19 protein-coding genes are annotated in these 18,496 nt (G+C 42.7%); 14 read left to right on the top strand and 5 right to left on the bottom strand.

Going from position 1 to position 18,496, the window contains the following annotated elements:
* The first annotated feature begins 177 nt into the window (after positions 1–177).
* From Q4519_RS16220 to Q4519_RS16235, 4 genes are read left to right on the top strand one after another with little or no spacing between them, the layout of a single operon-like run.
* On the top strand, positions 178–1,227 hold the full coding sequence (locus Q4519_RS16220; protein ID WP_232803576.1) for a 3-oxoacyl-ACP synthase III: 1,050 nt from the start codon (positions 178–180) through the stop codon (positions 1,225–1,227).
* Entirely contained in the window at positions 1,227–2,108 is an 882-nt protein-coding gene (locus Q4519_RS16225; protein ID WP_303514038.1) for an alpha/beta fold hydrolase, read from the top strand. The genes Q4519_RS16220 and Q4519_RS16225 overlap by 1 nt, the downstream gene beginning before the upstream one ends.
* The gene (locus Q4519_RS16230; protein ID WP_336623450.1) at positions 2,101–3,831 is read left to right on the top strand and encodes a fatty acid CoA ligase family protein; all 1,731 of its coding nucleotides are present in this window, start codon (positions 2,101–2,103) and stop codon (positions 3,829–3,831) included. The genes Q4519_RS16225 and Q4519_RS16230 overlap by 8 nt, the downstream gene beginning before the upstream one ends.
* Positions 3,828–4,823 (top strand): NAD-dependent epimerase/dehydratase family protein, encoded by a 996-nt coding sequence (locus Q4519_RS16235; RefSeq protein ID WP_303514039.1) that lies wholly within the window; start codon positions 3,828–3,830, stop codon positions 4,821–4,823. Before Q4519_RS16230 ends, Q4519_RS16235 begins: the two co-directional genes overlap by 4 nt.
* Positions 4,824–4,898: 75 nt before the next feature.
* On the opposite strand, the gene Q4519_RS16240 is transcribed toward Q4519_RS16235, so the two are convergent.
* Complete coding sequence (locus tag Q4519_RS16240; RefSeq protein ID WP_303514041.1) at positions 4,899–5,390, bottom strand: hypothetical protein; 492 nt, start codon at positions 5,388–5,390, stop codon at positions 4,899–4,901.
* Between the two features lie 290 nt (positions 5,391–5,680).
* On the opposite strand from Q4519_RS16240, the gene ccoN reads away from it, so the two are divergent.
* From ccoN to uspE, 10 genes are all read left to right on the top strand, one after another.
* Complete coding sequence (gene ccoN, locus Q4519_RS16245) at positions 5,681–7,108, top strand: cytochrome-c oxidase, cbb3-type subunit I (RefSeq protein WP_232803580.1); 1,428 nt, start codon at positions 5,681–5,683, stop codon at positions 7,106–7,108.
* A gap of 12 nt (positions 7,109–7,120) precedes the next feature.
* On the top strand, positions 7,121–7,759 hold the full coding sequence (gene ccoO / locus Q4519_RS16250) for a cytochrome-c oxidase, cbb3-type subunit II (RefSeq protein WP_232803581.1): 639 nt from the start codon (positions 7,121–7,123) through the stop codon (positions 7,757–7,759).
* 11 nt (positions 7,760–7,770) lie between these two features.
* Positions 7,771–7,962, top strand: a complete 192-nt coding sequence (locus Q4519_RS16255) for a cbb3-type cytochrome c oxidase subunit 3 (RefSeq protein WP_232803582.1) — start codon at positions 7,771–7,773, stop codon at positions 7,960–7,962.
* Complete coding sequence (gene ccoP / locus Q4519_RS16260; RefSeq protein WP_232803583.1) at positions 7,962–8,936, top strand: cytochrome-c oxidase, cbb3-type subunit III; 975 nt, start codon at positions 7,962–7,964, stop codon at positions 8,934–8,936. The genes Q4519_RS16255 and ccoP overlap by 1 nt, the downstream gene beginning before the upstream one ends.
* An 89-nt stretch (positions 8,937–9,025) precedes the next feature.
* Complete coding sequence (locus Q4519_RS16265) at positions 9,026–9,508, top strand: FixH family protein (RefSeq protein WP_232803584.1); 483 nt, start codon at positions 9,026–9,028, stop codon at positions 9,506–9,508.
* Positions 9,495–11,888 (top strand): heavy metal translocating P-type ATPase, encoded by a 2,394-nt coding sequence (locus Q4519_RS16270; RefSeq protein ID WP_303514045.1) that lies wholly within the window; start codon positions 9,495–9,497, stop codon positions 11,886–11,888. The genes Q4519_RS16265 and Q4519_RS16270 overlap by 14 nt, the downstream gene beginning before the upstream one ends.
* Complete coding sequence (ccoS, locus tag Q4519_RS16275) at positions 11,885–12,091, top strand: cbb3-type cytochrome oxidase assembly protein CcoS (protein ID WP_303514047.1); 207 nt, start codon at positions 11,885–11,887, stop codon at positions 12,089–12,091. The genes Q4519_RS16270 and ccoS overlap by 4 nt, the downstream gene beginning before the upstream one ends.
* Positions 12,084–12,770 (top strand): sulfite exporter TauE/SafE family protein, encoded by a 687-nt coding sequence (locus Q4519_RS16280; RefSeq protein ID WP_303514050.1) that lies wholly within the window; start codon positions 12,084–12,086, stop codon positions 12,768–12,770. Before ccoS ends, Q4519_RS16280 begins: the two co-directional genes overlap by 8 nt.
* A 162-nt stretch (positions 12,771–12,932) precedes the next feature.
* Positions 12,933–13,682, top strand: a complete 750-nt coding sequence (locus Q4519_RS16285) for an FNR family transcription factor (protein ID WP_232803588.1) — start codon at positions 12,933–12,935, stop codon at positions 13,680–13,682.
* Between the two features lie 109 nt (positions 13,683–13,791).
* Positions 13,792–14,724 (top strand): universal stress protein UspE, encoded by a 933-nt coding sequence (uspE, locus tag Q4519_RS16290; protein WP_303514054.1) that lies wholly within the window; start codon positions 13,792–13,794, stop codon positions 14,722–14,724.
* Between the two features lie 63 nt (positions 14,725–14,787).
* Here the strand turns inward: uspE and ttcA are convergent, their stop codons facing one another.
* From ttcA to cobB, 4 genes are all read right to left on the bottom strand, one after another.
* The gene (gene ttcA / locus Q4519_RS16295; protein ID WP_232803590.1) at positions 14,788–15,681 is read right to left on the bottom strand and encodes a tRNA 2-thiocytidine(32) synthetase TtcA; all 894 of its coding nucleotides are present in this window, start codon (positions 15,679–15,681) and stop codon (positions 14,788–14,790) included.
* 308 nt (positions 15,682–15,989) lie between these two features.
* Positions 15,990–16,640 (bottom strand): DUF2987 domain-containing protein, encoded by a 651-nt coding sequence (locus tag Q4519_RS16300; protein ID WP_232803591.1) that lies wholly within the window; start codon positions 16,638–16,640, stop codon positions 15,990–15,992.
* Positions 16,633–17,418 carry a hypothetical protein gene (locus Q4519_RS16305; protein ID WP_232803592.1) on the bottom strand — a complete coding sequence of 262 codons (786 nt, stop codon included), beginning with the start codon at positions 17,416–17,418 and terminating at the stop codon, positions 16,633–16,635. Before Q4519_RS16305 ends, Q4519_RS16300 begins: the two co-directional genes overlap by 8 nt.
* 171 nt (positions 17,419–17,589) lie before the next feature.
* Complete coding sequence (gene cobB, locus Q4519_RS16310) at positions 17,590–18,327, bottom strand: Sir2 family NAD+-dependent deacetylase (protein ID WP_232803593.1); 738 nt, start codon at positions 18,325–18,327, stop codon at positions 17,590–17,592.
* Positions 18,328–18,496 lie beyond the last annotated feature (169 nt).

The raw sequence follows: 18,496 nt of genomic DNA on the forward strand, positions 1-18,496 counted from the left end.
AATCCCCGCTTTTGCTTCAAGTAGAGATATTTGGGTGGCTAATTATTCAGCGATAAATCAAAGAAAGACCACTTGCATGACATTAAACGGCACAAAACATTGCATCTTATTTTTTTTCTTGTTCCAATGAGCCGTTTTTTTTATCGACCGATTTAAGATAAGGCTTTATCCATTCAGATGAATTACTCCAACGTCTACGTTAATAGCATTGCTTATGAGCTCGCACCAATTGCTGTTTCCAGCGAAAGCTTAGAAACCAGATTAGCGCCTATCTACGATAAATTTCGTATACCCAAAGGCCAATTGGCCGTATTAACGGGCATTGAAGAGCGTCGTTGGTGGCCAATGCATACCAAAGTGAGTGACGGTGCAATTGCCGCAGCAAAAAAAGCGATTAACGAAACGGGTATTTTATCTGACGACATCGGTGCCTTGGTTTATACCGGTGTATGCCGTGACCAGCATGAGCCTGCAACGGCTTGTCGCATAGCTGCTGAATTAGGCATTAAAAATAAAGCCAGTATTTATGACATTAGCAATGCTTGCTTAGGCGTACTCAGTGGCATGTTGGATATTGCTAATCGAATTGAACTGGGCCAGATAAAAGCGGGATTGGTAGTGTCGTGTGAATCAGCCAGAGACATAGTAGATACGACCATCGCAAAAATGGTCGCCAATCCAAGTATGCAGAATTTTGCCGCAGGGTTAGCAACCTTAACAGGTGGCTCAGGCGCGGTAGCGGTATTACTCACCGATGGCTCATTTAATCTCAACAGTAAACGACAACACAAGTTAGAGTCGGCAACCACTTTAAGTGCACCTGAACACTACGACTTATGTTATTGGGGCATGGAAGAAACTGCCAAAGGACTGTTTAAGGAAAACATGCGCACTGACGCGGTTTCATTACTAAAACATGGCGTGGCACTTGCTCAGCAAACGTGGGTGGAATTTTTAGATAACGCAGGCTGGCAAGCCGAGCAAATTAACAAAGTGATTTGCCATCAAGTGGGCTCTGCCAACCGAAAAAATGTGCTTGAAGCGTTGAATATTAGCCAAGATAAAGAATTTCCGAGTTATCAAAAACTCGGCAACATGGGCACCGTTTCGCTACCCGCCACCGCAGCACTAGCCCATGAACAAGGTTTTTTAAATGCAGGCGACAAAGTCGGCTTTCTTGGTATTGGCAGCGGCTTAAATTGTATGATGTTGGGGTTAACTTGGTAATGAAAACAGCAGCAGAATATTCACCTTACCCAGCCAATTATCTTGACCGCAACGGCCTAAAATACCACTACATCAATGAAGGCAGTGGCGATCCTATTGTGATGGTGCACGGCAATCCTAGTTGGAGCTATTATTACCGAGAGCTCGTTGCCGAACTTAAACAAGATTTTCAAACGATTGTACCTGATCATATTGGTATGGGACTATCGGATAAACCTGATGACGCTCATTACGAGTACACCCTTAAATCGCGTATTGACGACTTAGAAGCGCTGTTACAGCACTTAGGTGTAAACAAAAATATTACCTTAGTTGTACATGATTGGGGCGGCATGATTGGTATGGGTTACGCCGCTCGCCACCCTAAACAGGTCAAAAAAATCGTCGCACTCAATACCGCAGCCTTTCATATGCCGAAGGCAAAAAAATTGCCAAAGCGCTTATTTATGGGCCGTAATACTGCCATCGGCGAGTTTTTGATCCGTCGATTTAATGCTTTTAGCTCCCTAGCATCCTATATCGGCGTAAAACGTGCGCCCATGCCTGCCGATGTACGTCAGGCTTTTGTCGCACCATATAACAACTGGCAAAACCGGATCGCCACCGTTCGTTTTGTCCAAGATATTCCGCTTGAGCCTGGCGACAAGGCATACGATTTAGTCAGCAATATCGAAGCGAGCCTGAGTCAATTTGCTGATATTCCCGTATTCTTAGGCTTTGGTTTGCAAGACTTCGTGTTTGATAAACATTTTTTAGCGCAATGGAAACGTCACTTCCCCCAGGCTGAAGTACATGAATATCCAGACTGTGGTCATTATGTATTACAAGACGCGGCCAAAGACATCATTCCATTGATTAGTGAATTTATCCGTCGTGACTAAGACACAAAAAGGTTCGCAGCAAGACTTGGCAATACACACTAATATTGCCAATCACTTAACGGACATGGCCGGCCAGCAACCAAGCGCATTAGCCATTGCTATTCAAACACACTCTTTTTTTGGCAAGGTGGCACATTACACTGAGCTTAACTTTGCACAATTAGAAGCAGAAACGAATTTATGCGCTTGGGCACTTCACCACAAAGGGGTTAATGCTGGCGATAAAGTGGTGCTGATGGTCACCCCTAGTGTGGATTTTTTTGCTCTTACTTTTGCCCTTTTTCGCCTTGGCGCAATTCCGATTTTTGTTGACCCAGGCATGGGAATTAAAAATTTAAAGCAGTGTTTTGATGAAGCGAAACCCGATGTGTTTATCGGCATAGATAAAGCGCATATTGCGCGTGTATTATTTAGTTGGGGCAAGAGCACGCTGCGCTTGAATATTACTGTTGGGCAATTAGGCTATTGTGCTCGACTCAGTAAATTAAAACAGAAGGTGAAGCAAGACTTCGCTTTTGAATCGATTACGCTTAAACCTAATGCGATGGCTGCCATCTTGTTTACCAGTGGCAGTACGGGCGTGCCTAAAGGTGTGGTGTATAGCCATGGTATGTTTAACGCCCAAATTCACGCTTTAAAAGGTGATTATGGTATCGCGCCGGGTGAGCGAGACCTAGCAACCTTTCCTTTATTTGCCTTATTTGGACCCGCCTTAGGCATGGCATCGATTATTCCCGATATGGACGCAAGCAAACCTATTAAGGCTAGACCAGAATATATATTTGCCGCGATAGAACGTTACAAGTGCAGTAATTTATTTGCCAACCCTGCATTAATGGATGTGCTTGGCCGTGCTGGCTCACAAAGCCATCGCAAGCTAGACACTTTAAAACGGGTCATTTCGGCCGGCGCCCCCGCCACCCCAGCTTCGATAGCGCGATTTGAACAGTTATTAAATGAAACAACTCAAGTGTGGACCTCTTACGGGGCAACGGAGTCTTTACCTATTAGTAAAATTGGTAGCCACGAACTCTTGAGCGAGACTCAAGATATCACAGATCAGGGCGGTGGCATTTGTGTTGGTTCGGCTGTGGCGGGTATAGACATCAAAATCATCAAGATCACAGACCTGGAAGTTGAGCGAATGGGGCAAGCGAAGCTTGCTGCTCCCGGTGAAATTGGTGAAATTTGTGTCAAAGGCCCTGTTGTTTCCCCTCGTTATTTCGAGCGTGATAAGGCAACCGCATTAGCAAAAATACAAGATGAGATACAAGGTGGGTTTTACCACCGCATGGGTGATGTTGGCTATTTAGATTCATTTGGCCGGCTATGGATGTGTGGTCGTAAAAGTCACCGTGTTACCTTATTAGAAACTGAGCTTTATACCTTATGTTGTGAGCGAATATTTAATCTACATCCTTTAGTGAACCGCACTGCATTAGTAGGCGTAATAAAGAAAGGGGTAAAATGGCCAGTTCTTTGTGTGGAGCTCAAACCAGATGCCACTAAGAACAATGATGAAAAAGTTTTGTTTAGAGAGTTAGCATTAATAGGGATGCAACATCCTCACACTAAAATAATAAGTCAGTTTTTAGTTCATCCAAGTTTTCCGGTAGATGTTCGGCATAACGCAAAAATATTCCGAGAAAAACTAGCCGTTTGGGCGCAACAACAAATTGACCAACTACCACTTGTGTCTATTAATCAGGTGAAAAAACAATGAAGACTGTATTAGTCACTGGTGCCGGTGGGTTTCTTGGCCTTGCCTTAACCAAACTACTGATCAGCAAAGGGATCAAGGTACATGCTTTGATCCGTCGTGATAACCCTGAGCTCTCAGATTTAGGCGCGATCATTTTTAAAGGCGATTTAATTGACTACCAAGCCATTGAAAATGCCGCTCAAGGCTGTGACACCGTGTTTCATGTTGCTTCTAAAGCCGGTGTGTGGGGTGCTGAAGCTGATTACATCGCTAGCAATATTTCTGGCACAAAACATGTCCTTGAAGTTTGCTTTGATCTTGGCATCCCGCGTCTGATTTATACCAGTACACCCAGTGTTATTTTCTCTGGTCAAGACGAAAATGGCGTTAACGAAACCGCGCCTTACAGCGCTCATCCACTTAATCATTATACTTCAACCAAGATAGCCGCTGAAAAAATGGTGCTAGCTGCCAATAGTTTTGAATTAAAGACGACAAGCTTAAGACCTCATCTAATCTGGGGGCCTGGCGATCCACATCTTGTACCAAGGGTGATCAACAAAGCTAAACAAGGCCGATTGGCTTTGGTGGGCAAACAAGATAAGTTAGTAGATACGGTTTATGTCGATAATGCTGCCCTTGCCCACTACCAAGCAGCTATTGAACTTGAGAATGAAGCAAAGTGCGCGGGGAAAGCTTATTTCATTAGTAATGATGAGCCGGTGACCATGGCTGACATGCTCAATCATATTTTGTCAGCAGCGCATTTACCGCCAGTAAACAAACGTGTCCCCGCGAGTGTTGCTTACACCTTAGGACTAATACTTGAAGCTGTTTATGGATTGCTCAGTATTAAACAAGAGCCAGCCATGACCCGATTTGTCGCTCGTCAATTATCCACTGCACACTGGTTTGATATCAGCGCAGCAAAAAAAGATTTTGGCTATCTTCCTCAAGTCAATTTAAAGCAAGGAATGCTCAGGCTAGAAGCTTGGTTAGCAAATAAGACCTAGGGTCTGTTGATCTTTGGTGGTTGATTTTTGTTCGAGAGGGGACACCTTGTCTAAAAGATCAACAGACCCTAGTTACTAGTAATGATTACGCATTTCAAATTCAAAAGTAACGTCCTCAGTTATTTCAGCTTGGCTTAAACTTAACTTCATTTGCCAGATCATTTTATCGGTAATGCATGCCCCCAATAGAAGCTCTCCTTGCCAAGACTGGTTGGTCTGCCCCGCTTCAAAAATAACCGGAATAGTTCCCATAAACATATCTTTACCTACTAATACAGCTTTATTGATACTGACACCAGGAGGAAGAGTCAGCGACAGTGGTAACGGCGTTTCGGCTAATACCTGTGCGTCTTGCTCTGATTGGATCGTGACCACGCCATTTAACTTAGTTAAATTCACTTTACAGCCGCGAGCGAAATCACATAAATTTGATTCTTTACTGGGCTGATGCATAGCAGGGCTATTGCGCTCTTGGTTAGATTGTTGATATGTCCGGTAGGCGAAGGCGCTGATTAAAACCACCAATACAAAAACAATTTGTATGACTCTTTTTAGCTCTAACTTCATGTCAAATAACTTCCTATTAACCCTATATTGTGTAGGTTTTAATCAATTGCTGTTTTCTTGGACAGATATAGTTAACAAATTTGTTCTCCATTAACAATTTAGCCTCAGTCTGACTGTCATTGTATCGCTTTCTGCAGTAGAATTCGCACCGAATATCGTGTTTTTAAAACTCCTAATCTTTACAAAGTGCGGGGTAGCCAGTTTTAATGTAAGGCACATATTTGCTAATTGTTTCGTGAATAACCTTTAATTTACGTGGTAACAATGGACAGCAGTGGAAGCATAATAAAATGACAAGCCATATAGAAACTCAACCTGACTACAACTACACAGTTGTACGCCAATTTACCGTGATGACTATCATCTGGGGTATTGTTGGCATGAGTCTCGGTGTGTTAATTGCAGCCCAATTAATTTGGCCAGCATTAAACTTCGAGACCCCTTGGCTAACCTATAGCCGTTTACGCCCTCTTCACACCAATGCCGTAATTTTTGCTTTCGGTGTTTGTGCTTTGATGGCAACCTCCTTTTACGTGGTACAACGTACCTGTCAAACAAGATTGTTTGGTGGTCCACTGGCACAAGCTGTGTTCTGGGGCTGGCAATTAGTGATCTTATTGGCTGCCATCACTTTACCTATGGGTTACACCACAAGTAAAGAATATGCCGAGCTTGAATGGCCTATCGATATTCTTATCGCGGTTGTCTGGGTGATGTATGCGGTGGTGTTCTTTGGCACTATCGTCAAACGTAAGACATCGCATATCTACGTTGCCAACTGGTTCTTTGGTGCATTTATCATCACAGTAGCAGTCCTTCATATTGTTAACAGTGCGGCAGTGCCTGTGGCAATGATGAAGTCTTACTCTGTGTACGCTGGTGCAGTAGACGCCATGGTACAGTGGTGGTACGGCCATAACGCCGTAGGTTTCTTATTAACCGCTGGTTTCTTGGGTATGATGTATTACTTCGTACCAAAACAAGCTGGCCGTCCTGTTTACTCATACCGTTTATCCATTGTGCATTTCTGGGCGTTAACCTCGGTTTATATCTGGGCGGGTCCTCACCATCTGCACTATACTGCTTTACCTGACTGGGCTCAGTCCCTTGGTATGGTAATGTCTTTGATTCTTTTCGCTCCATCTTGGGGTGGTATGATCAATGGTATTATGACGCTATCAGGCGCATGGCATAAATTGCGTTATGACCCTATCTTGCGTTTCCTTATTGTTTCATTGTCTTTCTACGGTATGTCTACCTTCGAAGGCCCGATGATGGCAATAAAAACGGTTAATGCCCTGTCTCACTATACCGATTGGACCATTGGCCACGTACACTCTGGTGCACTAGGCTGGGTGGCAATGGTATCTATTGGCGCCGTTTACCATCTGATCCCGAATCTATTTGGCCAAGGCAATATGTATAGCACCAAATTAGTGAATGTGCATTTCTGGTTAGCAACAGTAGGTACTGTGCTTTATATCGTTGCAATGTGGATTTCTGGTGTAATGCAGGGCTTGATGTGGCGTGCGGTGAACGCTGACGGTACGTTGACTTACAGCTTTGTTGAATCACTGCAAGCCTCGTACCCGTTCTATTTCGTTCGTTTCTTAGGCGGCGCTATCTTCTTATCGGGCATGTTGCTTATGGCATACAATGCTTATAAGACAATTGTTGCACCTAAAGGCTCTTTGCAGCCTGCACCGCAACCAGCATAAGGAGTAGCCATAATGAAACATGAAAAAGTCGAAAAGAACATTGGCTTGATGGCTATTTTGATTGTAATTGCAATCAGTTTTGGTGGCCTAGCGGAAATTACCCCGCTTATTTTCCAAAAAGAAACCACCCAGCCAATTGAAGGCCTGCGTCCTTATAGTGCGCTCGAACTAGAAGGCCGTGACATCTACATCCGTGAAGGTTGTACTGTATGCCACAGCCAAATGATCCGCCCGTTTCGTAGTGAAACAGAACGCTACGGTCACTATAGTGTGGCTGGTGAACACGTTTGGGAACACCCATTTTTATGGGGTTCTAAACGTACTGGCCCAGACTTAGCGCGTGTTGGACAGCGTTACTCGGATGATTGGCATCGTGCTCACTTAATCGATCCTCGCTCGGTTGTACCGGAATCTAATATGCCTGCTTTCCCTTGGTTAGAGGTAAATGAATTAGACGGCCAATTGACCGCTAAGAAGATGGAAGTCTTCAACATGTTGACGAAAGGTAGCTGGCATACTGATGAACAAGGGAATGAAATTCCTTTGTATTCAGCGCAAGATATTGCGGCAGCTTCTGATGCAGTTAAAGGTAAAACAGAAATGGATGCCTTAATTGCTTATCTTCAGTCTCTTGGTCATGCACTTAAATAAAGGTAGTTAATATGGATTACGGAACATTCAGTGGCTTATATACCGGATTTTTAATTGTAATCTTTATTGGCATTATCGCCTGGGCTTATAGCAATAAACGCAAGCCTTCTTTTGATGAAGCGGCAAACCTCGTGTTTGCCGATGATGAAAAGTTTGCCAATAAGCCAAGTGCCGACAATAAAAACGCAGGAGCGAATTTATAATGAGTACTTTTTGGAGTATTTGGATAACCGTAATCACTCTTACTGTGATTATAGGTTGTGCGGTTATTTTGTACTGGTGTGCAAAAGACAAAATGGGTGTTCAAGAAGGTGAGTCCATGGGACATACTTTCGATGGCATCGAAGAACTAAACACTGGTTTACCTAAATGGTGGGTTGGCTTGTTTGTTTTCACTATTGTTGGGGCGTTAGTTTACGTATTAATGTTCCCTTCTTTTGGTGGTTTTGGTAACGGCTTGTTGGGCTGGACCAGTGCTGATCAGGATATTGTGTCAAAACAGGACTCCATTAACCGTGCTGCAACGTCTACTTCGCAATATCAACGTGAAATGAATAAGGCCGATGAATTATATGGCGAAGTATTTAAAGGTTTAACTCATGATGCGCAAGGACAGTACTTGCCTGTTGAAGAAGTTGCTAATAATACTGAAGCGGTAAAAGTTGGCCAACGTTTATTCTTGCAGAACTGTGCTCAATGTCATGGCTCTGATGCTCGTGGCGCGAAAGGCTTCCCTAACCTAACGGATAATGATTGGTTATACGGCGGTACTGGCGATATCATTAAGACAACGCTAATGGAAGGTCGTAAAGGTAACATGCCAATTCGCGGCCTACTAAGTGAAGAGCAACTAGATAAAGAAGGTTTAACTAACCTAACATCTTATGTGCTTAGCCTAAGCGGCCGTAAAGTGAACGCGATTGAGGCTCAAAAAGGTAAAGAATTATTCGGTACCTGTATGGGCTGTCACGGTGCGGATGGTAAAGGCATGCAAGCTTTAGGTGCACCTAATCTAACCGACAACGTTTGGTTATATGGCGGTAGCCGCAAAGATGTTGAAACCACACTGCTACATGGCCGTAATGGTGTTATGCCAGCGTGGAAAGATATTTTAGGTGAAGATAAAGTACATATCATCGCTGCCTATGTTTACTCTCTTTCAAACGAAAAAGAATAAATATTAAATCTTGCTCAAAACCCCGAATTTTCGGGGTTTTTTTTTGCCTTTTTGTTACACTCCATTAGTCCAATTTAAGGAGTATTTTGGTGAAAAATAAATGGTACCAACAAGCCCCCGTGTGGCTCATTATCCTCTTACCTCTTTCCGCCGTCATCGCCGGTATTTCGACCGTTATCATTGCCCATAATAATAAGGTGGATTTAGTCGCTGAAGATCATGTCAAAACAGGCAAAGCCATTCATGCTGATCTGTCCAAGTCAGAACAAGCCGTTAAATTAGGGATTTCACTCGATCTGACACTTGATGGCACATCGGGCCTTATTTCTTTTAATGGCGGACAATATCAACCAGGACAGGTACTAAAACTGAGTTTTTACCATGCTACACTTGCTGAGAATGATTTTAACTTAATGTTATCGGCCGATGCCTCAGGCGTTTATCGCTTTGATTTAGACCAAGCTATTGATGGTAAATGGGCAACGCGAATTGAGCCATTCGATGGCAGTTGGCGTGTACAAGAAGATATCGAATTTCCTACGGGAAAGGTTACGTTAGATGGTAAACAGTGACACATTGGGCTGTTTTCATTGCGGTGAGCCTGTGCCAGAAAACAGCCATTTTTCCGTTGAGTTTGACGGAGATTCTAAACCTATGTGCTGCCCCGGTTGTGAAGCTGTGGCGGAAACAATTATTAAGAGTGGTTTATCGTCATACTACCACCACCGCACTGAGCCAGCGCAAAAAGCGGATCAGCTAGTTCCAGAAGCACTGCAATCTCTTGATTTATACGATCTTGAAGAGATTCAAAATGATTTTGTCGCCCTAAACAAAGATTTACAAGAAGTCATGGTGTCTATCGATGGCATTACTTGTGCAGCTTGTGCTTGGTTAATTGAAAAACAGCTTCGCGTTATACCGGGGCTGACTTTTATTAATGTAAATACGACATTGCATCGTGCAATTATCCGCTGGGATCCCAATCAGCTAAAACTCAGTGATATATTAAAAGCCATCGCCACGGTGGGATATCGCGCTCATCCTTTTCAGGCGGACGATCAAGAAAAGCAATATCGTGAGCAAGTAAAATCCTACATGAAACGCATTGGTTTGGCGGGTATCGCCACAATGCAAGTGATGATGTTTGCAGTCGCCCTTTATGCCGACTTATTCACCGGAATGGAAGACCAGTTTCGTCAATATTTCCGCTGGGTCAGTTTGATCATGGCCACACCGGTATTACTCTATAGCGCCCAGCCATTTTATTTTAATGCATTGAGAAATATCCGTAACGGCACTTTAGGGATGGATATTCCCGTTTCGATTGCCCTACTCGGCGCCTATATCGCCTCAACCTACGCCACTATTATGGGCACGGGGGAAGTATTCTTTGAATCTATTTCTATGTTTACTTTCTTTTTGCTCATTGGCCGTATGCTTGAACTTAGGGCTCGGCGCAAAGCATCGGAAAGCGGTAATAATCTCGCGAAGCTGATGCCTAAAATGGCGTGGCTTAAAGAAGGTGATGAACTTAAACACGTCCCCGCAAAATTATTACAGGTTGAACAAGTTGTACTGGTTAAGCCTGGTGAAACAATCCCAGCCGATGGCATCATTATTGCCGGTAAATCAACCGTCGAAGAATCAATGCTGACGGGAGAGCATATCCCGGTACTGAAACAAGTTGAGGCGGCGGTATACGCAGGAACCATTAATTTAGAGAGTCCGTTGACCATTCAAGTTAAAGAGACAGGTCAAAGTACATTGATCGCGGATATCATTCGGTTACAAGATTTAGCTCAAGCCGAAAAGCCTCGCATTCAAGTCATTGCAGATTTAGTTTCACGATACTTTGTCGGCGCACTGTTAATTGTTTCTGCAGTCACTTACACCAGCTGGATGTTTATTGCGCCCGAGCATGCTTTCTGGATCACTCTATCGGTGTTGGTGGCTACCTGTCCATGTGCATTGGGTTTGGCTACGCCAACCGCATTAACTTGTGCCACCGCCAGTTTAAATCGCTTAGGCGTGTTAATTCGCAAGAACCATGTACTTGAAACCTTAGCAAAAGCAGATCACTTCATTTTTGATAAAACAGGCACCCTAACACAAGGAAAGTTTAGTGTTGTTAATACGTATTTGTATGGCGAGCTAAGCCAAGAGCAAGTTCTCGGCTTAGCTAGCGCATTAGAGCATCACTCTGAACACCCTATTGGCCGTGCATTTCACCCTTTCAAACAAAATAATATCCAGGTCGATTCTGTCACTAACTTACCTGGAGAAGGCTTAACAGGTTATTATCAAGGTAAATTACTGCGACTCGGTAACCCAGTATTTTGTCAACAAGCTAACCCTATTGATAGCCAGCTTTTAGTGATTATGCTGACGATTGATGCGGAATTAGTGGCTATTTTTGAGTTAGATGATGCACTTAGAAATGACGCTCAAGCCTGTTTAACTCAGTTTCATCAGGCTAATGTGCAAACCACAATGCTAACTGGTGACGGCTCTTATCAAGCGCAAAGCGTTGCGGATAAACTCAATATAAAGCAAGTTATATCTGGCGTTACTCCCGCACAAAAGCTTGCCACCGTACAAAATTTCCAGCAACAAGGCAGTGTTACTCTGATGGTGGGCGATGGTATCAATGATGCGCCAGTGTTGTCTCAGGCTCATGTTTCAGTTGCAATAGGCAGTGGCACCGATGTCGCTAAAAACTCCGCTGACGTTATCTTATTAGGCGATTCTTTAAATAAACTTGCGCAAGCACGCAATTTAGCCATTAAAACACGCACTATAATTCGAGAAAACTTAGGCCTATCATTAGGCTATAACTTATTAATCTTACCGCTTGCTGCAACAGGGCATGTCCCACCTTATATTGCCGCGCTGGGTATGTCATTAAGCTCTGTAGTAGTCGTATCAAACTCTTTAAGGCTGTTAAAAAAATGAGCATTATATTTACTCTGATCCCTATCGCCATTTTATTCGTCTCGATTGCGATCGCCTTGTTTTTTTGGGCGGTAAAAACAGATCAATTTGAAGACTTAGATCGAGAAGGGGTTAATATTTTGTTTGATGAAGACAAACCATCAGCTGAACATTTAGCGGACCAAACTAACGCCTCGGAGCAAGGCAAGCCGAATAATGGCTGATTTTTACGCTGCCGTATTCATTGGCTTACTTGGTGCAGGTCACTGTCTTGCTATGTGTGGTGGTGTTGCCAGCGCCATGACCTTTTCTATCGAGCAACAGCAGCGCTCTGCCCGTCAGCTATTAGCCATTTTGTTTTATAATCTTGGTCGAGGGATCAGTTATATCGTTGCAGGGATGATTATAGCCGGCGGCGCCGCCGCACTAAGCCAATTTTTTGAGATTAAGTCTGCGTTACTTTGGCTACGCTTGCTTTCGGCAATAATGATGCTATTGCTGGCGTTGTATATCAGCAAAATATGGCAAGGCTTACAAAAAATTGAGGCACTAGGTCACTATTTCTGGCGTATTATTCAGCCATTAGCTGCACATTTAATGCCAATAAAACATCCATTAATGGCCCTGCCCTTTGGCATCGTTTGGGGGTGGTTGCCTTGTGGCTTAGTCTACTCAAGTCTGTCATGGGCGGCGGTGAGCGGCAGTGCACTACAAGGCGGATTAATTATGGCTGGTTTTGCGCTAGGAACTTTCCCTGCAATGTTTAGCTTAGGTTTATTTTCTAACTATTTAAAAAACCTACTCAATTCACTTTGGTTTCGCTGGATTGGCAGCACGATGCTTGCACTATACGCGGTACACACTGGTTACATTGCGTTAAGACAAATGCAATATATTCAATAGATAAACCAACGCCTTGAGTAATAAACTAAATATCCGTTTTTTTTGTTACTTTAACCGTCTTTTATACGTTCTGTCACAGAATCTTAAATCGTATTGACTATATGATTCCGAGCAATAAATGTTACAATATTGATATATATCAAGTGGAGATTTCGGGTAATTATGAAGTCCGATAGTAAAGGCGTAAAAAGAGTCCAATCTGGTGGCTGCGAAATTCACTGCCAAGATTGCAGTATTAGTCAGCTTTGTATTCCTGTTAGCTTAAACGAAACAGAGCTTGACCAATTAGACAATATTATTGAACGGAAGAAACCAATACAAAAAGGTGAAGAGCTTTATAAAGCGGGCGAAGATATGCGCGCGTTGTATGCCATACGCTCTGGTACGGTTAAATCCTATACCATCACTGAGCAAGGTGATGAGCAGATCACCGGTTTCCACCTTGCTGGCGATCTGGTCGGTTTTGATGCGATTAATACAGGTACCCACCCTAGTTTTGCCCAAGCATTAGAAACATCGATGATTTGTGAAATACCTTACGAAACGCTAGATGATTTGTCAGGCCAAATGCCAAAACTTCGTCAGCAAATTATGCGAATGATGAGTAATGAAATTGTTGGCGATCAAGAGATGATCTTATTGCTATCAAAGAAAAATGCCGAAGAACGTCTTGGTGCTTTCATCTATAGCCTTTCACAACGTTTTTCAGAGCGTGGTTTTTCACCACGAGAGTTTCGCTTATCAATGACACGTGGTGACATCGGTAACTATCTTGGTTTAACCGTTGAGACGATCAGTCGATTACTTGGCCGTTTCCAGAAGAGTGAAATGATCGCAGTAAAAGGCAAATACATTACTATTATCGATCATGCTCAACTTGCAGAGGTCGCTGGCGCAGTAAAAGCTGAATAACTTATTTATAAGCCAAATTATTGATCATTATCCCGTCATAAATCATTATTTTAGGCTAGATTTATACTAAGTACGTGACATTATATATCAAGTAAACCGGAGGGTTTCCATGGTTAAATTTCGCAATATTTTAGTTGTTATTGATCCTACAAAAGAAGAGCAGGCTGCGTTATCTCGAGCAGCCTATATCTGTCAAAAAGAAGAAAATGCTAAATTGAAGCTTTTCCTCTCGGTTTATGATTTTTCATTTGAAATGACCACCATGCTTTCTCTTGAAGAAAGAGAAGCCATGCGCTCAAGTGTTATCGCGCAACAAATGGATTGGTTAGAAGAGCTTGCTGCTCCCTATCGAAATCAAGGCCTTTTGATTGACACTAAAGTGATTTGGCATAACCGCCCTTTTGAAAGCATCATTCAGGAAACGCTAGACTTCGGCCACGATCTCGTCGTTAAAGCAACACACCACCACCCTAAATTACAATCAGTCATATTCACACCTACTGATTGGCATCTGCTGCGTAAATGCCCTGAGCCATTGTTATTGGTTAAGAAACATGATTGGCCTGAAAATGGTACGATTTTAGCTGCAATTAATGCTACTGCTGAGGATGACGAACACTTGGCATTAAATGACAAAATAACCAATGAGGCATTAGACGTTGCAAAAATGATTAATGCTCATGTAAGTGTAGTTAATGCCTACCCCAGTACGCCAATGAACATCGCACTTGAGTTACCTGATTTTAATCCCGTTGAGTATCGCGATGCGATAAAAGAGCGTCATCAGCAAATGCTTCAAAAACACGGAGAAAAGCACTCTATTCCCCTTGATAGGCAGCATGTAATAGAGGGGTTAGCCGAAGATGTGATACCTCTAATTGCCGAAGAGCTGGATGCAGAGTTAGTGGTGCTTGGCACGGTGGGAAGAACCGGCTTGAGCGCCGCTTTGATTGGTAATACTGCAGAGCATTTAATTGACAGTTTAAATTGTGATTTACTCGCCCTTAAACCTCACGATTACGTCTCTCCACTCAGTCAGTAAGTGAGTAATGGACTAATTTAAATAAGTGAATGAAAAGGTCAGTCATGCTGACCTTTTCCGTAATTAAACGTTAGTCACATCGATAAATAAAGATTCATCAATATTCGATGATGAAACAACCGCTTCCTCGAACGCATATGCTTTTCTGTCCTGTTCCCGATCGATGGGCAAATTTGCAAAATCGAATATGTTTTTATCAGCTAACTGACTTGGACTGATATTTTGAATGGACTTGAAAATACTTTCTACACGACCCGGTGTCTTTTTGTCCCATTCAACCAGCATCCCTTTAATATTTTGTCGTTGCAGATTCTCTTGTGAACCACATAAGTTACAAGGAATAATTGGGAATTGCTTTTGCTCAGCATAAGCGATGAGATCTGACTCACGACAATAAGTTAAAGGTCGGATGACCACGTTTCGTCCGTCATCTGAGCGTAACTTAGGCGGCATTGCTTTTAAACGAGCGCCATGAAACATGTTTAAAAATAAGGTTTCAACAATATCATCAAGGTGATGGCCTAACGCAATTTTAGTAGCACCAATGCGCTCAGCAAAAGAGTACAAGGTGCCTCGACGTAAACGGGAGCACAGACCACAAGTTGTTTTACCTTCTTCGATCTTTTCTTTAACTACTGAATAAGTATCTTTGTCGACAATGTAATAAGGTATCCCTAAGCTCTCAAAGTATTCTGGCAAAATGTGCTCAGGGAAACCAGGCTGCTTTTGATCCAGGTTAACAGCGATAACTTCAAACTTAATTGGCGCAGATTTTTGCAATGCTAGCAAAATGTCCAGCATTGCGAAGGAGTCTTTACCGCCACTAATACACGCCATTACCACATCGTTTTCTTCAATCATGTTGTAGTCGACAATGGCATTACCCACATTTCTGCGTAAACGCTTGTTTAATTTATTAAATTCAAGCGTTTCTTTTCGTATATCTTTTGGATTCATTCAACTTCTCACAGGCCGTTAAACATGGCTGCTGGCACACTAAGGGAATTAACAAAGTGCGGATTATACGGTGTTTTAAACACAGTTGAAATACCGCTAGACGCTTGGTATTGCGTATTACAGTGTTGAAAATGATGTCGACAGGAGATAGAAAATAGCAAGGGGCAATCTGTTTAACATCGCATAGAGAGCGAAAGCTGAGGTCCCACTCGGCTCTCATCATGCAAACAATATGACCAAACAGCCTCAAAATACTTATTCAGCAAGCTTTTGCTGGCTACACACGTATAGCCATGAGGAAAGTACTGCTAATTAGCCAACCAAGGCTTAATATCGATGACTTGAAAAGTCAGTTCAAGAGGCTTGTCACCCTGCTCTTCAAGCCATTGTTTAGTCAAGTTGACTTTATGGTTCACCACATTGAAATCATCACCAGCAATGCTCACTGAGTCGCTATCTAAGTCATCACTCAGTTGTAAACTAATGCCATTAAAATCAGGCAAAAAAAGTTTCCCCCAAAAACCAGCATGCCCCTTCATTAGCATTTCTAATTCATTGGCGATGTCTAACAGTGCAGAGACTTCCGTTACTTGGCTTATAGGCTTAATCAACTTAGTCTGTATCGACATGGCACAATTGGGCTCATCCGCAGCAAAGTCCATCACCAGCTCAGCCTTGTCCTGCTTTAACCGTGCATCAAATGGCAAAATTAACTCGCCATCTATGGTCTGCTTTACTGCTACTTTTTGAGCGTTAGTTTGTAAATACGCATCGTTTAAAATACAAGGGCCAGTGCCATCGGGGCTCAGTAAAAAGAATGCCGGTGAAACTTGTGTTAAGCCTTGTTTATTGACCACATCTAAGCGTTTATAAAAATCGCCATAAGAAACTTTTGATTCCGCCCCTTGGGCAGCCTGAGAGAGCAGTAATAAGCAGCTAATAGACAAAATTTTATGCACTGAACTCACCTTTATCTTTAGCTACTTCAATACTCAAGCGGATCCCACAGACCTCGCGGTAGATGAGCGCTTGGAGGGTAAAAGCGAAAGGGATCACAAAGGCTAAGCCAATCACTGTCATCACCGCTACCACCATTAGCACATTAATAACCGCATGGATTATAAACAGTTGCCCCAACCCTTTATGAACCACCCTAATTGATAGTGGTACCGCTTGGATCACCGACATTTTGCGCTCTATCATTAGCGGAATAACCAAGGAAAAAATAGCGCTGATGTAAATTGATGGAAAATATGCAAATAAGCCCAAGCCCAAATTCATAAATAACATGGAGAGCATGTTCGGAACGGCGAAAGCGATGGCGAGTGGCCCAAAATATTTAAAAAAATCAAAAACCATCAATGGTTTACTCTTAAGGCCGACAACGTGATTAATACTCATCATAGTAAAACCAGCAATCAGCGAGGGGATAACAAATACGGACATTAACAGCGCAATAGTGACCATTTCTTTAGTAAAAATTACGGGGTTACCCTCTTCATCAACCACCTCTTTAATTAAGCCCAGTAACTCACCACCGTGAACTAAAACACTGGCAACCAACATCATGAAACCGACGGCGGCTAATCCAGCCAACAACAAGGTCGACAAGTTTTTTAACGTTAATTGAAAAGATTCAGCAAATACATTCTTAAGGTCTAACTTAAAGCCTTGGGTTAAAGAGTTCGTTAAATTGCCGCCAATTTGTAACTGTGTTGGTTTATCTTGTTCGCTCATTACCTAACCACTATTAATGCATGGGGGGACATTTTAAGAGGTTGTGCCGAAGATGTGAAAGGGAAATCGCAATAATGAGCAATATTATTGTTTAGCAATCTCTTACACAGAGAAAAAATAGACAATTTTACCTGATAAATGTTTTCAAGCGCTTTATTAGCCAGAATATGATTAAGTTATTCTAACCGCAGCTAAAATTTCTTCTACCAGTTGTGGTACTAACAAGCCAGCGGCACCTTGTCTAAGCTCATTAAATTGCGAGCTAATTTCACTAGGCTCAAGGTTAACCTCAATGGTATGAGCGCCTTGACTTGCCGCTTCATGAACGAAACCAGCCGCAGGATAAACACTGCCTGAAGTACCGATAGAAATGAATAAGTCGGTTTGCGATAACTGGCTATAAATGCGGTCAAGATACAGTGGCATTTCACCAAACCAAACAACATGTGGCCGAAGTGGCTCAGGAAACTGGCAACAGGTGCACATATCTTCAACGGATAAATCGCCTTTCCATTCAAGAGTTTGGTTAGTATTTGGACAGCGCACTTTAAGTAATTCACCATGCATGTGAATTACCTGATTAACACCCGCTCGTTCGTGTAAATCATCAATATTTTGCGTGACTAACGTAACTTCGCCGTTAAACTCTTCAGTGAGTTTAGCCAAAGCAAGGTGGGCAGGATTAGGTTGGATGTAAGGTTGTTGCAATTGCGCTCGGCGTTGGTTATAAAAACTATTAACCAATTGCGGGTTACGCTTAAACCCCTCAGGTGTCGCTACATCATTAATATCGTGATTTTCCCATAAACCATCTTTGGCGCGGAAGGTTCTAATGCCAGACTCAGCAGAGATACCCGCACCGGTTAGGATTACAATATTTTGACAGTTCTTTAGATCTATTTCAGGCATATAGACATACCATGTTTATTCAATTGGCCACAAATTAGCAACAAAGTCGCAAAATTAACATCACACTATGGTCGTAGTGTGATCAAACGGTGGCTGTTCTGGTCAACCAAAACTGGACACCTTTAGTTGAGAATTTTCAAACTCCACTGGTGACAGATCACCATTGGCT

Source organism: Motilimonas sp. 1_MG-2023, assembly GCF_030547455.1.
GTDB lineage: Bacteria > Pseudomonadota > Gammaproteobacteria > Enterobacterales > CBDFNC01 > Motilimonas.

Coding starts and splice junctions, on each gene's coding strand:
- Q4519_RS16220 (WP_232803576.1), top strand. CDS start 178: ATGAATTACTCCAACGTCTACGTTAATAGCATTGCTTATGAGCTCGCA.
- Q4519_RS16225 (WP_303514038.1), top strand. CDS start 1,227: ATGAAAACAGCAGCAGAATATTCACCTTACCCAGCCAATTATCTTGAC.
- Q4519_RS16235 (WP_303514039.1), top strand. CDS start 3,828: ATGAAGACTGTATTAGTCACTGGTGCCGGTGGGTTTCTTGGCCTTGCC.
- Q4519_RS16240 (WP_303514041.1), bottom strand. CDS start 5,390: ATGAAGTTAGAGCTAAAAAGAGTCATACAAATTGTTTTTGTATTGGTG.
- ccoN (WP_232803580.1), top strand. CDS start 5,681: ATGACAAGCCATATAGAAACTCAACCTGACTACAACTACACAGTTGTA.
- ccoO (WP_232803581.1), top strand. CDS start 7,121: ATGAAACATGAAAAAGTCGAAAAGAACATTGGCTTGATGGCTATTTTG.
- Q4519_RS16255 (WP_232803582.1), top strand. CDS start 7,771: ATGGATTACGGAACATTCAGTGGCTTATATACCGGATTTTTAATTGTA.
- ccoP (WP_232803583.1), top strand. CDS start 7,962: ATGAGTACTTTTTGGAGTATTTGGATAACCGTAATCACTCTTACTGTG.
- Q4519_RS16270 (WP_303514045.1), top strand. CDS start 9,495: ATGGTAAACAGTGACACATTGGGCTGTTTTCATTGCGGTGAGCCTGTG.
- ccoS (WP_303514047.1), top strand. CDS start 11,885: ATGAGCATTATATTTACTCTGATCCCTATCGCCATTTTATTCGTCTCG.
- Q4519_RS16280 (WP_303514050.1), top strand. CDS start 12,084: ATGGCTGATTTTTACGCTGCCGTATTCATTGGCTTACTTGGTGCAGGT.
- Q4519_RS16285 (WP_232803588.1), top strand. CDS start 12,933: ATGAAGTCCGATAGTAAAGGCGTAAAAAGAGTCCAATCTGGTGGCTGC.
- uspE (WP_303514054.1), top strand. CDS start 13,792: ATGGTTAAATTTCGCAATATTTTAGTTGTTATTGATCCTACAAAAGAA.
- ttcA (WP_232803590.1), bottom strand. CDS start 15,681: ATGAATCCAAAAGATATACGAAAAGAAACGCTTGAATTTAATAAATTA.
- Q4519_RS16305 (WP_232803592.1), bottom strand. CDS start 17,418: ATGAGCGAACAAGATAAACCAACACAGTTACAAATTGGCGGCAATTTA.
- cobB (WP_232803593.1), bottom strand. CDS start 18,327: ATGCCTGAAATAGATCTAAAGAACTGTCAAAATATTGTAATCCTAACC.